The sequence below is a fragment of the Mesorhizobium sp. CO1-1-11 genome, assembly GCF_020164995.1.
GTDB lineage: Bacteria > Pseudomonadota > Alphaproteobacteria > Rhizobiales > Rhizobiaceae > Mesorhizobium > Mesorhizobium australicum.
In genome coordinates this window covers 72,404-85,765 of record NZ_JAIUHE010000013.1, presented here as the reverse complement: position 1 = coordinate 85,765, position 13,362 = coordinate 72,404, and the positions used below count along the sequence as shown (strand labels likewise).

The following is a 13,362-nucleotide window of genomic DNA, read 5'->3' as shown; positions in this document are numbered from 1 at the left end:
TTGACCCTGCCAAAACCCTGCCGCATGGTCCGCGCCGATCGCAACCGAGAGCTCCCCGTTGAACGAATATTTCCTGCTGCCGCTGGCTTCGCTGCCTTTTCCCAATATCAATCCGATCCTCGTCCAGATCGGGCCGCTGGCGGTGCACTGGTACGGCATCGGTTACATCGTCGGCATCCTGTTTGCCTGGTGGTATGCCAAGCGGCTCGCCGCCAATCCTAAACTCTGGCCCGACGGCGTCCTGCCGATGAAGCCTGAGGATCTCGACGATTTCATCGTCTGGGCGGCCATTGGCGTGGTTCTGGGCGGCCGCACCGGCTATGTCCTGTTCTACGACCTGGCGCGCTATATCGCCCATCCGCTCGACATCTTCGCTGTCTGGCAAGGCGGCATGTCCTTCCATGGCGGCCTGCTCGGCGTCATCCTCGCCATGACGCTGTTTTCCATGAAGCGCGGCATCCGCACCTGGTCGCTGTTCGATGTCGTGGCAGCTGGCGTGCCGGTCGGTCTCGGTCTCGTGCGCGTCGCCAACTTCATTAATTCCGAGCTCTGGGGGCGGCCCACCGATGTGCCCTGGGCGATCGAATTCCCCAACGGCGGTCCGTTCACCCGCCATCCGAGCCAGCTCTACGAGGCCTTGCTCGAAGGGCTGGTGCTATTTGTCGTGCTGCGCGTCCTTACCCATTCGCGCCTCAAGCTGAAGACACCGCGCTTTGTCGGCGGCGCCTTCATCTGCGGCTACGGCCTGTCACGAATTTTCGTGGAGTTCTTTCGCGAGCCCGACCAGCAGCTCGGCTATCTCCTCGGCACCAACTGGCTGACCATGGGCATGATCCTGTCGACGCCGATGGTGCTGGCCGGCATCTGGGCAATGGCGACGGCCAAGCCGGTGACGCAAGCGCAGCCGCAGGCGACATGACGCGGCTGAAGGCTCGTATCGTCGATCTGATCGAGGCGGTCGGTCCGATGCCCATCAACGAATACATGGCGCTGTGCCTGTTCGATCCGCGCGATGGTTATTACACCACACGCGAGCCGTTCGGCGCGGCCGGCGACTTCATCACCGCGCCGGAGATCAGCCAGATGTTCGGCGAACTCGTCGCCGTTTGGCTTTACCAGGCTTGGGCAGCGATCGGCCGGCCGATGCCGGTCACCGTCGCAGAGATCGGCCCCGGCCGTGGCACGCTGATGAAAGACATGCTGCGCACCTTGTCGCGGCTCGATCCGGCCTTGGCCAACGGCGCCGCCTTCGCCATGATCGAGACCAGTCCGCGCTTGGCCGAGATCCAGAAGCAGACGCTTGGAGCGACACCCTTCGCGATAGACTGGCATGAAGCGATCGAGACCCTGCCCCATCAACCGCTGTTGATCGTCGGCAACGAATTGTTCGATGCGGTGCCTATCCGCCAGTTCGTCCGTGCCGGCGCCGAGTGGCGCGAGCGCATGGTCGGCCTGGACGACGCCGACAATCTTTGCTTCTTCGCCGGCGCCGGCTCGGTCGACCCGATGCTGCTGCCCAGGGATGCGGCCGACGCGCCGCAAGGCGCGATCGTCGAAATCGCGCCCGCCCGCACCGCCTTGATGGCGGCGATCGCCGAGCGCATGGCGGCTCATGGCGGCGCCGGGCTATTCCTCGACTACGGCCATCTGCGGCCCGGCGTCGGCGACACGCTGCAGGCCTTGCGCCGGCACAATCACGAAGATGTGCTGGCCAATCCCGGCGAAGCAGACCTTACGTCCCATGTCGATTTCGCCGCTCTTGCAGCGATCGTGCGCGCGCATGGTCTCGATGCCCATCTGTCGACGCAGGGCAATTTCCTGCTCGGCATGGGCATTCTTGAGCGCGCCGGCCTGCTGGGCGCCGATGCCGGCCAGGCGGCACGCGACAACATATCGGATGCCGTCGAACGGCTCGCCGGGCCGCAAGCGATGGGCGAACTCTTCAAGGTCCTCGCCGTCGTTCCACGCGACGTCTCCGTCAGGCCATTCACCACGGCGGATTGACTTTTCGTTGCTACCCCTCCCAATCTCCCGTCCGGTAAAAGAGCCGCCGGACTGCCGGCCGCTTTTCCTTGACGAAACCGCCCACACGGACAACAACGCCCGCATGCTCAATCAGACCAAACCGGATCCCATTCGGTCGCCGCTGCTGGACAAGGCACAGGCACAAGGCATCCGCCACGGCTATTTCACCCGCATCGGCGGCGTCTCCACGGGCATCTACCAGGGCCTCAACATCGGCACCGGGTCGGATGACGACCAGGCGCTGGTGACCGAGAACCGCGCCCGTGTCGCCGCCTGGATGGGCGTGCCCGCAAATCATCTGCTGACCGCCTGGCAGGTCCATTCGCCCGACGTCATCGTCGCCAGGGAACCCTTTGCCGGCGAACGGCCAAAGGCCGACGCCATCGTCACCGACCGGCCGGGCATCGCCATCGGGGCCTCGACCGCCGATTGCGGCCCGGTTCTGTTCGCGGATGCCGGCGCGCGCATCATCGGCGCGGCGCATGCCGGCTGGAAAGGCGCTTTGTCAGGCGTGCTCGAAAACACCATTGCCGCCATGGAGAGCCTCGGCGCCCGGCGCGAAAACATCGTCGCCGTGCTTGGCCCTTCAATTGGCCCTGCAAATTATGAGGTCGGGCCCGAATTCGTCGCCCGCTTCGTCGAGGCCGACAGCGAAAATGCCCGGTATTTCGTGCCTTCGGCCCATGCCGGCCACGCTATGTTCGACCTCAACCGCTACACGATCGACCGGCTGGCCAAGGCTGGCGTGACGGTCGATGGCCTTGGCCGCTGCACCTATGCCGAGGAAGATCTGTTTTACTCCTACCGGCGCACCACGCACCGCAGGGAGCCCGATTATGGCCGGCAGGTTTCGGCAATCGTTTTGGAGAAGGTATAATGGCGCTGCATTTTGAACGATCCGAATTCGACGCGCGGCGCGACCGGCTGATGATCGAGATGGCCGAGAAGAAGCTCGACGCCATCCTGCTGTTCGCCCAGGAAAGCATGTACTGGCTCACCGGCTACGACACGTTCGGCTTCTGCTTCTTCCAATGCCTGGTGGTCAAGGCCGACGGCTCGATGGTGCTGCTGACCCGCTCGGCCGATCTGCGCCAGGCGCGCCAAACCTCGATCATCGACAACATCGTGCTGTGGACCGACCGCGACGGCGCCAATCCCGCGGTCGACCTGCGCAACCTGCTCAACGAACTCGACCTGCTCGGCGCCCGCATCGGCGTCGAATACGACACTCACGGCCTGACCGCCTACAATGGCCGCCGCCTGGACGAGCAGTTGCAGACCTTCGGCCAGATCGCCGACGCCTCCGGCATCGTCGGGCGGCTGCGCCTGTTCAAGAGCCCGGCCGAGGTCGCCAAGGCCGAAAAGGCAGCCAATCTCTCCGACGACGCGCTGGACGCGGCCCTGCCGCTGATCAAGCAGGGCGGCGACGAGGCGCTGATCCTGGCCGCCATGCAGGGCGCGATCTTCGCCGGCGGCGGCGACTATCCGGCCAACGAGTTCATCATCGGCTCCGGCGTCGATGCGCTGCTGTGCCGCTACAAGGCCGGCCGCCGCAAGCTCACCAAGAACGACCAGCTGACGCTCGAATGGGCCGGCGTCTTCCATCACTACCATGCGCCGATGATGCGCACGGTGCTGACCGGCAAGGTCTCCAAGCGCCATCAGGAGCTGTTCGACGCCGCACGCGCGGCACTTCTGGCCGTCGAAAAGGCGATGACGCCGGGCAACAGCTTCGGCGATGTGTTCGACGCCCATGCCCGCACCATGGAAGCGCACGGGCTGACCAAGCACCGGCTGAACGCCTGCGGCTATTCGGTCGGCGCCCGCTTCACGCCGTCCTGGATGGACATGCCGATGTTCTACCAGGGCAATCCCGAGCCGATCGCGCCGAACATGACGCTGTTTGCCCACATGATCATCATGGACTCCGAGACCGAGACGGCGATGACGCTTGGCCGCACCTACCTGACCACCGAATCCCAGCCGAAGCCGCTGTCCCGCCATGATCTCGACTTGATCGTGCAGTGAATCCATAATGGGAGGCGTTCTTCGCCAAGGAGTTAGAAGGCAAATGAGACGATCGCATGTGACGACCGTGTCATTGCTTGTGGCATTGGCTTTGACCGCCTGCACCAACGCAAAGGACGTCCTCGAACCTTCCGCCATCACCCCGCCGGCGGCCTCGGCGCAGCCCGCACCGGCCACGCAAGGCAGCGCTGCCGCCACCGTTCCCGCCCCGGCGCCATCCACGGCCGCGACGGCCACCACGACGGCGGGCGCGCCCGCGCCCATCACTTCGGCCCAGGCCGCCGCCATCCTGGCGAAGACCCGGCTGCAGATCGCGCCGATCGTCGGCGCTTCGGTGGAAGCCGCAACGCCGCTGACGGCGGAACTGCAGACACGCGCCAGGCAGCGCGGCATCACGCTGGCCGGCAGCCAGGACCAGACCGCGACCCATGTGCTCAAGGGCTACTTCTCGGCGATGACGGAGGGCAAGGACACCACGGTCATCTATGTCTGGGATGTCTACGACCCCTCTGGCAACCGGCTGCACCGTATCAACGGCCAGATGAAGGCGCCTTCCACCGGTTCCGGCGACAGCGCGGGCGCCGACAGCTGGAAGTCGGTCTCGCCAGCCACCATGCAGGCGATCGCCGACCAGACCATCGACCAGTTTGCGGCCTTTCTCAGCGGCAAGGCGAGCTGAGGTGTTGCCAGCCGGTGATGCCGAACAGCTTTCTTAGGCTTAGCCGGCGGATTCACGATCTCGGCGCTTGCAATAGCCGCGCGGGCCGCTAAAAGCCCGGTTAAAAGGTGCAGGAGAGTCCGCCAGGCTTCTCCGTCCTCCACCAGGAACGGTGCATGAAACTCTTCGCGGGCAATTCCAACAGGGTGCTGGCCGAAGCGGTCGCACGCTATCTCAACGTCCCGCTGGGCAAGGCCAGTGTCAGGCGCTTCGCCGACCAGGAAATCTTCGTCGAGATCCAGGAAAACGTGCGCGGCGAGGATGTCTTCATCCTGCAGTCGACCTCGTTTCCGACCAACGATCACCTGATGGAACTGCTCATCATGATCGACGCCTTCATGCGCTCGTCGGCCAAGCGCATCACGGCGGTTATTCCTTATTTCGGCTATGCCAGGCAGGATCGCCGCGCTTCCGGGCGCACGCCGATCTCTGCCAAGCTGGTCGCCAACATGATCACCCGTGCAGGTGTCGACCGGGTTTTGACGCTGGATCTCCATGCCGGCCAGATCCAGGGCTTTTTCGACATCCCCACCGACAATCTGTTCTCGGTGCCGGTGATGGCCCGTGACGTCAAGGCGAAGTACAAGCAACTCGGCAATGTCGTCGTCGTGTCGCCCGATATTGGCGGCGTGGTGCGTGCGCGTGCGCTTGCCAAGCGTTTCGACGCGCAACTTGCCATCGTCGATAAGCGCCGTGAGCGTCCCGGCGAATCGGAAGTCATGAACATCATCGGCGCGGTCGCCGGCAAGGATTGCCTTTTGATCGACGACATCGTCGATTCCGGCGGCACGCTGTGCAATGCCGCCGACGCACTGCTAGCCAACGGCGCCACCAGCGTCACCGCCTATATCACCCACGGCGTGCTGTCGGGCGGCGCGGTCGCTCGCATCAGCGGCTCGAAGCTGCAGGAACTGGTGATCACCGATTCCATCCAGCCGACGCAAGGCGTGCTCGACGCACCCAACATCCGCGTCATCTCGATCGCCGACCTGATGGGCGAAGCCATTTCGCGCACAGCGACCGAGGAATCGGTCTCGAGCCTGTTCGACTGAAAACCAGTTATCCCTGCGGCCCAAGTTACCCCTGCGGCCCAAATTGCTCATGCGGCCCAAGTTACCCCTGCGGCCCAAGTTATTCCTGCGGCGAGGCCGATGGCGTCGGCGCCTCCAACCGGGCCGGGGCTCGCCGCATGCCTTCGCCGGCATCACGCGCGCCGCGCATATAGCCGCGCGGCGAGGAGCCAAGCATGCGCTTGAACATGGTGATGAAGGCCGGCACGCTGTCATAGCCGAGATCGAGCGCCACCCGCGTGATCGGCTCGCCATCGGCGAGCCTCGGCAGCGCCGCGAACAGGCAGGCCTGCTGGCGCCATGTCGACAGCGACAGGCCGGTCTGCCGCTGGAAGGCGCGCGTGAAGGAGCGCCGGCTCATGCCGACGGTATCGGCCCATTCGTCGATGGTCGCGTGCGGTGAGGGTGCGGCGACGAAACGCCGGCAGAGCGCCGCCAGTTTGGGATCCGACGGGAACGGCAGGCCGAGCGGCCGCTCCGGCAATTGCGGGATCTCATGCAGCAGCAGGCTCATGATCAGGCCACCGCGCCCTTCCAGTTCGCCGCCTTGCGGCAGCTTCTCGGATTCCACGATAAGACTGTGCATCAGGTCGGTGACGCCGACGACGCGCATGCCCTCCGGCAGGCCTGGGATCGCCTGCGGTATGACATAGACCGAGCGCATCGAGACGTCGCCGAGCATCTCGACGGAATGTTCGATGCCGGCTGGAATCCACATCGCATGGTCCGGCGGCACCATCCAGCGCCCATGCCGCGTCGTCACCAGCACGACGCCGACCAGCGCATGCAGCAACTGGATGCGGCTGTGGTGGTGGTGCGGCACGTGGTAGCCATCCGGATATTCGGTCGGCAGCACCACCGCCGGCCCGACCGCCTGCTCGAGCCACTGCCAGCGCAGCCCGTGCAATTGCTCGAGGTCGGTGTGGCCGGCGCCGAAAATTTCCCTGGTTTTTGGCATTCGATATGGCCCACTTGCGAAACTATTGGACCAAACCACGAAAGAAGTCGCCTGGCAACCGGACTATAAGGCTGCCTGCGGGAAGCGCCCGCCACGTCGCCTGCGGTAACAACCCGCCAAAAAGACTACGGAGCCTATCTTGACCGATACGACCGCCACCAGCGTCGCGCCGCCTGCGACCGCCAGTCACGCGTCAGCCCAGGCTACGGCCTTCACCGTTATCCTGGCGGTGAGCCTCTGCCACTCCATCAACGACATCATGCAGTCGCTGTTATCGGCCATCTATCCGCTTCTGAAAGACAATTACGGCCTCGACTTCTGGCAGATCGGGCTGTTGACCTTCACCTTCCAGGTAACGGCATCCCTGCTGCAGCCGATCATCGGCGCGGTCACCGACAAGCGGCCGATGCCTTACTCGCTGCCCTGGGGCATGGCATCGTCGCTGATCGGCCTGGTCGTGCTGGCCTATGCCGGGCACTACTACCTGCTGCTGATCGGCGCCTCGCTGATCGGCATCGGTTCGGCGATCTTCCATCCGGAATCCTCGCGCATCGCCCGCTTCGCATCCGGCGGCCGGTTTGGCCTGGCGCAGTCGCTGTTCCAGGTCGGCGGCAATTTCGGCCAGTCCATGGGTCCCTTGCTGGCCGCCTTCATCGTCGTGCCTTTCGGCCAGACCAGCATCGCCTGGTTCGCCGTCGGCTCGCTGATCGGCATCGTCATCCTGTGGCAGGTCGGCGGCTGGTACAGCCGCCTGCGCGCAGCGCAAGGCAATCGCAAGGCGGCAAGCTTCGTGTCGCCCTTCCCGCGCCGCAAGGTGATGTGGGCCCTGGCGGTGCTGACCTTGCTGGTGCTGACCAAGAACGCCTACATCGCCAGCCTGGCCAGCTACTACACCTTCTATTCCATCCATAAGTTCGGCGTTTCGGTGCAGATGTCGCAGGTCATGCTGTTCCTCTTCCTCGGCTCTTCGGCGCTGGGCATCCTGCTCGGCGGTCCCTTCGGCGACCGCTATGGACAAAAGGCGATGATCTGGTTCTCGATCGTCGGTGTCCTGCCCTTCACCCTGGCGCTGCCCTACGCCAACATGGAATGGACGATGGTGCTGACCGTGCTGATCGGCCTCATCCTGTCGTCGGCCTTCTCCAACATCGTCGTCTTCGCGCAGGAGCTGGTGCCGGGCCGCGTCGGCACGATCGCCGGCATCTTCTTCGGCTTCGCCTTCGGCGTCGGCGGCATCGCGGCCGCGGTGCTTGGCGTCGTCGCCGACATGAAGGGCATCGACTTTGTCTTCCAGATCTGCTCCTACCTGCCGTTCCTGGGGCTGCTGACGGTGTTCCTGCCCAACATGAAGGAAGCCCGGAAGGCGCAAGCGGCCGCTTGAATCATCTGTTCCAGGCAAAAGGCACCCGCCATATGGCGGATGCCTTTTTCTGTTCAGGCGGAGGGCTTCAGGCCTTGAAGAAAGCCAGCAGGTCGGCGTTGATGACATCGGCGTGGGTGGTGGCCATGCCGTGCGGAAAGCCCTTGTAGACCTTGAGCTCGCCCTTCTTGAGCAGCTTGATGCTCAGCAGCGCCGAGTCGGCGATCGGCACGATCTGGTCGTCGTCGCCATGCATGACCAGCACCGGCACGTCGATCTTCTCGAGGTCTTCGGTGAAGTCGGTCTCCGAGAAGGCTTTGATGCAGTCGTAATGCGCCTTGGTGCCGCCCATCATGCCCTGGCGGTACCAGTTGTCGATAATGCCCTGCGAGACCACGGCGCCCGGACGGTTGAACCCGTAGAACGGGCCAGCGGGAACATCCACGTATAGCTGCGCGCGGTTGGCGGCGACGCCGGAGCGGAAGCCGTCGAAGACCTCGATCGGCAGGCCGCCGGGATTGGCTGGAGTCTTGAGCATGATCGGCGGTACCGCGCCGAGCAACGCTGCCTTGGCGACACGGCCACCCGCTCCATACTGGGCGACATAGCGCGCCACCTCGCCGCCACCCGTCGAATGGCCGACATGGATGGCGTCCTTGAGGTCGAGATGCGCGACAAGTTCAGCCACATCGGCGGCATAGGTGTCCATCTCGTTGCCGATATCCGTCTGCGTCGAACGGCCGTGGCCGCGGCGGTCGTGGGCGATGACCCGGTAGCCTTGGCCAAGGAAGAACAGCATCTGTGCATCCCAGTCGTCGCTGCTCAGCGGCCAGCCGTGATGGAACACGATGGGCTGACCGGTTCCCCAGTCCTTGTAATAGATCTGCGTGCCGTCCTTGGTGGTGATCGTGCCGCTGCCTGAGCCTGGTTTGGTCTGCGAGGTCATCTCAATCTCCGTTTGATTGCTGTCGCGATAAACAATATCACGATACCAATATCGCTAACCCAGCTCGAGGTTCTTGTCCATGGAAATATGTATCGCGATATCTTTTTCCGTGGTACATAATGCGTGCGCTTAATCGGCAAAGGAACCCACCGTGCCTCTCCCGCTGGACAATCAGCTCTGCTTCACGCTCTACGCCACCAGCATGGCGATCAATCGCACCTACAAGCCGATGTTGGACGAGATGGGGATCACCTATCCGCAATATCTCGTGCTCAACGCGCTGGGCGAGGCCGACGGCATGTCTGTCGGCACGATCGCGCACAGGCTCGCCCTGGAATCGAGCACGGTCACGCCGCTGGTGAAGCGGATGGAGCAGGCCGGCCTGGTTACCCGCCAGCGCAGCCAGACCGACGAGCGCCAGGTACAGGTCGACCTGACACCGGCCGGCCGCAAGCTGCTCGTCCAGTGCAACTGCCTGAACGCGACCCTGGTCGAACGCTCGGGCATGACGCTGGCCGAACTCGACACGCTGAACCGGCAGGTCCAGGCGTTGCGCGATGCGTTGAGCGGCGACCGGTAGCAACGGCCTTCCCACCGCCGCTTGCACGCCTGCCCGCCTTCCGCTATAGAGCCGCCACCCGCGTAGACACCCTTGGAGGCAACGCGGCGGAAGGCTGCCTTCCCCTTGTGATCCCGAACAAAGATCCGCTCGCTGCGGTTTCCGGCATTCGGACATCGAGGTCTGGCGGCTTTCGACGTTTACGGCCTGGTACATTGCCAACCGTAGGCGCTCCATAACACGCGAAAGGAAAAGCCATGAGCCACGATACTTACGAGCTCAAGGCCGAAGCGCGCGAACAGGTCGGTAAGGGGTCCGCCCGTGCAGTTCGCCGCAACGGTAAAGTGCCTGCAGTAATCTATGGTGACAGACAGCCTCCCCTGGCGATCGCGCTCACCTACAAGGACATCTACTACAAGATCCACGGCGGCGGGTTCCTGACCACGATCGCCACGATCGATGTCGACGGCAAGAAGATCCAGGTCCTGCCGAAGGACTTCCAGCTCGACCCGGTCAAGGATTTCCCTGTCCATGTCGACTTCCTGCGCATCGGCAAGGACACCGAAGTCAACGTCGATGTTCCCGTGCACTTCATCAATGAAGACAAGTCACCCGGCATCAAGCGGGGCGGCGTGCTCAACATCGTGCGTCACGAAGTCGAGTTCCACTGCCCGGCCAATGCGATCCCGGAATTCATCACCGTCGATCTCACCGGCGCCGACATTGGCGATTCGATCCACATCTCGTCGGTCAAGCTGCCGGCCGGCGTCAAGCCCGTCATCTCCGACCGCGACTTCACCATCGCGACCGTTGCCGGTTCGTCGGCGATGAAGCCGGAGACCGAAGAGACAGCTGAGGCCGCGGCTCCCGAAGCGGCTCCCGCCGCCGAAGAGAAGTAACTCTTTTCACGCCCGGAGGCGACGATGCCAGAAAAGACAGCGCTTGTCTTTGCCGGCCTCGGCAATCCGGGCGCGAAATACGCTGAAAACCGGCACAATGTCGGCTTCATGGCGGCGGACGCTATCGCCCGCCGCCATTCCTTTTCACCCTGGTCGAAGAAGTTCCAGGGCCTGATTTCCGAGGGCACGCTCGGCGGCGAAAAGATCATCCTGATCAAGCCGCAGACCTTCATGAACCTGTCCGGCCAGTCGGTCGGCGAAGCGCTGCGCTTCTACAAGCTCGACCTTTCCGCCCTCACCGTCTTCTATGACGAGATCGACCTTGCCGAAGGCAAGCTGCGCATCAAGACCGGCGGCGGCGCCGGCGGCCACAACGGCATCCGCTCGATCGACGGCCATGTCGGCAATGCGTACCGCCGTGTGCGCATCGGCGTCGGCCATCCCGGCGTCAAGGAAATGGTCCAGCATCATGTGCTCGGTGATTTCGCCAAGGCCGACCGCGACTGGCTCGACCCGCTGCTCGACGCGATCGCCGACAATGCGGCGATGATCGCCAAGGGCGACGAATCCGGTTTCATGAACAAGGTCGCCCTCGCCGTCCAGGGCAAGACCGGCGCCGAACCGGAAAACCCGGCGCGGAAGCAGTCGAGCCCGAAACAGCAAAGTCATGTCCGCCAGGCCCGCCCTCAGCAGCCGGTCGCCAAGCTGCCGGAAAGCGGCCCCATGGCCGCCATGCTGAAGAAACTGTTCGGCAACAAGGACTGAAGCGTAGGCGCATGCGGCGTCACGGGACTTGACGTTCCCAACCCCTATCGCCCATAGCCTCATCAAATTTCGCTTTTCCCGATAGGACCGGACAAAATGGGTTTCAAATGCGGCATCGTTGGCTTGCCCAATGTCGGCAAGTCGACGCTCTTCAACGCGCTGACGAGAACGGCCGCCGCGCAGGCCGCCAACTACCCGTTCTGCACCATCGAACCGAACACCGGCGAGGTGGCGGTGCCCGATCCGCGCCTGCAGAAGATCGCGGCGATCGGCAAGTCGAAGGAGATCATCCCGACCCGCATCTCCTTTGTCGACATCGCCGGCCTGGTGCGCGGCGCCTCCAAGGGCGAAGGCCTGGGCAACCAGTTCCTCGCCAACATCCGCGAGGTCGACGCCATCGTGCATGTGCTGCGCTGCTTCGAGGATGACGACATCACCCATGTCGAGGGCCGCATCGACCCCGTCGCCGACGCCGAGACGGTCGAGACCGAGCTGATGCTCGCCGACCTCGACAGCCTCGAGCGCCGCATCGTCCAGTTCCGCAAGCGCGCCGGCAGCAAGGACAAGGAAGCGACGACCGTGCTGCCGATGATGGAGGCCGCGCTCGAGCTGCTGCAGGCAGGCAAGCCGACCCGCATCCTGCTCGACGGCATCTCGGCGGAAGATCTGCACATTTTGCAGGGCTTGAACCTTCTGACCTCACATCCCGTGCTCTACGTCTGCAACGTCGCCGAGGCGGACGCGGCCACCGGCAACGAGCACACCAGGGCCGTGGAGCAGATGGCCGCAGCGCAGGGCGCCCGCACTGTCGTCATTTCGGCCGCGATCGAAGCCGAGGTTGCGCAGCTCTCCGACGAGGAAGAGATGGAATTCCTGTCCTCGCTCGGCCTCGACGAGCCCGGCCTGAACAAGGTGATCCGTGCCGGCTACGAATTGTTGCAGCTCATCACCTATTTCACCGTTGGGCCGAAGGAGACGCGCGCCTGGACCGTGCACAAGGGCGCCAAGGCGCCGCAGGCGGCCGGCGTCATCCACACCGATTTCGAGCGCGGCTTCATCCGCGCCCAGACCATCGCCTACAACGACTTCGTCACGCTGGGCGGCGAAGTGGCGGCCAAGGAAGCCGGCAAGGCACGCGACGAAGGCAAGGAGTACGTCGTCCAGGACGGCGACATCATGCTGTTCAAGTTCAATACCTGAGGAGGTCGCGGCGGAGCGACCCAACCGTCAGTCGGACAGCACCATCCCTGCCGCAGAGCTCTCGCGGGGGTATTGAAGACCATAAGTCGCCTTACCCCGATCAGCACCCGGTGGAGACCGATGAAAGCCATGTCCCATTATTTGCTAACGCAAATTTCTAGCTTGCGCGCGGATGCCCGCCAACACGGCTCGGCTGATCACTGCTAAAATCGGCCAATATGCAGCCGAACCGGCCAGCTTGGCGAAAAATGTCAAACGGCTGAAAGGCCGGCCAGGCTTCAGGCTTAGGGTCGGGGACTACCGTATTATCTTCGATCAGGAAGGCACGGTAATGGACATTCTGGAGATCGGACCGCGCGGTAGCATCTACGAGGGATGAGGACATGAACAAGCCCACCATCATTACCACGCCGAATGGCGACCGTATGGCTATTCTGCCACTCGCTGATTACGAGAGCCTTGTTGAAGCGGCGGAGGACGTGGCCGACATTCAAACCTACGATCAGATCAAGCAAAAGATCGCTGCCGGCGAGGAGGAGCTTATTCCGGCCGCCGTCGTCAACCGCATCCTGGACGGCGAGAATAAGATCCGCGTCTGGCGCGAGCATCGCGGGATTTCGGCTCGCGACCTCGCTGAAAAGACTGAGATCAGCGCAGGCTATCTCTCGCAGATCGAGACAGGCACCCGCGACGGTAGCTTCGACACGATCAAGCGCATCGCCGCCGCCCTCAATGTCTCGGTTGACGATCTCGTATAGCGCCCGTTGCGAAAGACGAAAACGGGCTGTCGTATTCCATGCTCGCAGGCGCTGCCGACGTCGGCACAGGGCCATG

General features: G+C 63.7%; 15 protein-coding genes. 13 read left to right on the top strand and 2 right to left on the bottom strand.

The features are described from left to right. Window positions 1-58 precede the first annotated feature (58 nt). The 6 genes from lgt to LB554_RS16960 all read left to right on the top strand — a co-directional run bounded on the left by lgt (window position 59) and on the right by LB554_RS16960 (window position 5,823). Window positions 59-919: a prolipoprotein diacylglyceryl transferase gene (gene lgt / locus LB554_RS16985; protein ID WP_140713642.1), complete on the top strand. Its 861-nt coding sequence runs from the start codon at window positions 59-61 to the stop codon at window positions 917-919. Next, window positions 916-2,004, top strand: a complete 1,089-nt coding sequence (locus tag LB554_RS16980) for a class I SAM-dependent methyltransferase (RefSeq protein ID WP_140713640.1) — start codon at window positions 916-918, stop codon at window positions 2,002-2,004. Before lgt ends, LB554_RS16980 begins: the two co-directional genes overlap by 4 nt. A gap of 103 nt (window positions 2,005-2,107) precedes the next feature. Then, a complete protein-coding gene (gene pgeF / locus LB554_RS16975) occupies window positions 2,108-2,902 on the top strand; it encodes a peptidoglycan editing factor PgeF (RefSeq protein ID WP_224585744.1) in 795 nt (264 codons plus the stop codon). After that, window positions 2,902-4,053 carry a M24 family metallopeptidase gene (locus LB554_RS16970; RefSeq protein WP_015316092.1) on the top strand — a complete coding sequence of 384 codons (1,152 nt, stop codon included), beginning with the start codon at window positions 2,902-2,904 and terminating at the stop codon, window positions 4,051-4,053. Before pgeF ends, LB554_RS16970 begins: the two co-directional genes overlap by 1 nt. Before the next feature lie 43 nt (window positions 4,054-4,096). Next, on the top strand, window positions 4,097-4,732 hold the full coding sequence (locus LB554_RS16965; RefSeq protein WP_140617698.1) for a hypothetical protein: 636 nt from the start codon (window positions 4,097-4,099) through the stop codon (window positions 4,730-4,732). A gap of 155 nt (window positions 4,733-4,887) precedes the next feature. Continuing rightward, window positions 4,888-5,823 (top strand): ribose-phosphate pyrophosphokinase, encoded by a 936-nt coding sequence (locus tag LB554_RS16960; protein ID WP_015316090.1) that lies wholly within the window; start codon window positions 4,888-4,890, stop codon window positions 5,821-5,823. A 79-nt stretch (window positions 5,824-5,902) separates the two neighbouring features. Here LB554_RS16960 and LB554_RS16955 read toward each other — a convergent pair whose 3' ends face one another. Next, entirely contained in the window at window positions 5,903-6,799 is an 897-nt protein-coding gene (locus LB554_RS16955; protein ID WP_224585742.1) for an AraC family transcriptional regulator, read from the bottom strand. A gap of 139 nt (window positions 6,800-6,938) precedes the next feature. On the opposite strand from LB554_RS16955, the gene LB554_RS16950 reads away from it, so the two are divergent. Next, entirely contained in the window at window positions 6,939-8,180 is a 1,242-nt protein-coding gene (locus LB554_RS16950) for an MFS transporter (protein ID WP_015316088.1), read from the top strand. Window positions 8,181-8,247: 67 nt separating this feature from the next. On the opposite strand, the gene LB554_RS16945 is transcribed toward LB554_RS16950, so the two are convergent. After that, entirely contained in the window at window positions 8,248-9,105 is an 858-nt protein-coding gene (locus tag LB554_RS16945; RefSeq protein ID WP_224585740.1) for an alpha/beta fold hydrolase, read from the bottom strand. A 151-nt stretch (window positions 9,106-9,256) separates the two neighbouring features. Between LB554_RS16945 and LB554_RS16940 the strand changes: the two genes are divergently transcribed. From LB554_RS16940 to LB554_RS16915, 6 genes are all read left to right on the top strand, one after another. Then, window positions 9,257-9,685, top strand: a complete 429-nt coding sequence (locus LB554_RS16940) for a MarR family winged helix-turn-helix transcriptional regulator (protein ID WP_140617695.1) — start codon at window positions 9,257-9,259, stop codon at window positions 9,683-9,685. 236 nt (window positions 9,686-9,921) lie between these two features. Beyond that, entirely contained in the window at window positions 9,922-10,563 is a 642-nt protein-coding gene (locus LB554_RS16935; protein WP_015316085.1) for a 50S ribosomal protein L25/general stress protein Ctc, read from the top strand. A 24-nt stretch (window positions 10,564-10,587) separates the two neighbouring features. After that, window positions 10,588-11,328 (top strand): aminoacyl-tRNA hydrolase, encoded by a 741-nt coding sequence (gene pth / locus LB554_RS16930; RefSeq protein WP_140617694.1) that lies wholly within the window; start codon window positions 10,588-10,590, stop codon window positions 11,326-11,328. A 96-nt stretch (window positions 11,329-11,424) separates the two neighbouring features. Next, window positions 11,425-12,528 (top strand): redox-regulated ATPase YchF, encoded by a 1,104-nt coding sequence (gene ychF / locus LB554_RS16925; RefSeq protein WP_015316083.1) that lies wholly within the window; start codon window positions 11,425-11,427, stop codon window positions 12,526-12,528. A 172-nt stretch (window positions 12,529-12,700) separates the two neighbouring features. Continuing rightward, entirely contained in the window at window positions 12,701-12,907 is a 207-nt protein-coding gene (locus tag LB554_RS16920; protein WP_141906198.1) for a type II toxin-antitoxin system RelE family toxin, read from the top strand. Between the two features lie 4 nt (window positions 12,908-12,911). After that, window positions 12,912-13,286, top strand: a complete 375-nt coding sequence (locus LB554_RS16915; protein WP_141906199.1) for a helix-turn-helix domain-containing protein — start codon at window positions 12,912-12,914, stop codon at window positions 13,284-13,286. The last annotated feature ends 76 nt before the right edge of the window (window positions 13,287-13,362 follow it).

Bases quoted from the DNA above. Each gene is read 5' to 3' on its own strand.
- LB554_RS16980 (WP_140713640.1), top strand. From the start codon at position 916: ATGACGCGGCTGAAGGCTCGTATCGTCGATCTGATCGAGGCGGTCGGT.
- pgeF (WP_224585744.1), top strand. From the start codon at position 2,108: ATGCTCAATCAGACCAAACCGGATCCCATTCGGTCGCCGCTGCTGGAC.
- LB554_RS16970 (WP_015316092.1), top strand. From the start codon at position 2,902: ATGGCGCTGCATTTTGAACGATCCGAATTCGACGCGCGGCGCGACCGG.
- LB554_RS16965 (WP_140617698.1), top strand. From the start codon at position 4,097: ATGAGACGATCGCATGTGACGACCGTGTCATTGCTTGTGGCATTGGCT.
- LB554_RS16960 (WP_015316090.1), top strand. From the start codon at position 4,888: ATGAAACTCTTCGCGGGCAATTCCAACAGGGTGCTGGCCGAAGCGGTC.
- LB554_RS16955 (WP_224585742.1), bottom strand. From the start codon at position 6,799: ATGCCAAAAACCAGGGAAATTTTCGGCGCCGGCCACACCGACCTCGAG.
- LB554_RS16945 (WP_224585740.1), bottom strand. From the start codon at position 9,105: ATGACCTCGCAGACCAAACCAGGCTCAGGCAGCGGCACGATCACCACC.
- LB554_RS16935 (WP_015316085.1), top strand. From the start codon at position 9,922: ATGAGCCACGATACTTACGAGCTCAAGGCCGAAGCGCGCGAACAGGTC.
- pth (WP_140617694.1), top strand. From the start codon at position 10,588: ATGCCAGAAAAGACAGCGCTTGTCTTTGCCGGCCTCGGCAATCCGGGC.
- ychF (WP_015316083.1), top strand. From the start codon at position 11,425: ATGGGTTTCAAATGCGGCATCGTTGGCTTGCCCAATGTCGGCAAGTCG.
- LB554_RS16920 (WP_141906198.1), top strand. From the start codon at position 12,701: ATGCCCGCCAACACGGCTCGGCTGATCACTGCTAAAATCGGCCAATAT.
- LB554_RS16915 (WP_141906199.1), top strand. From the start codon at position 12,912: ATGAACAAGCCCACCATCATTACCACGCCGAATGGCGACCGTATGGCT.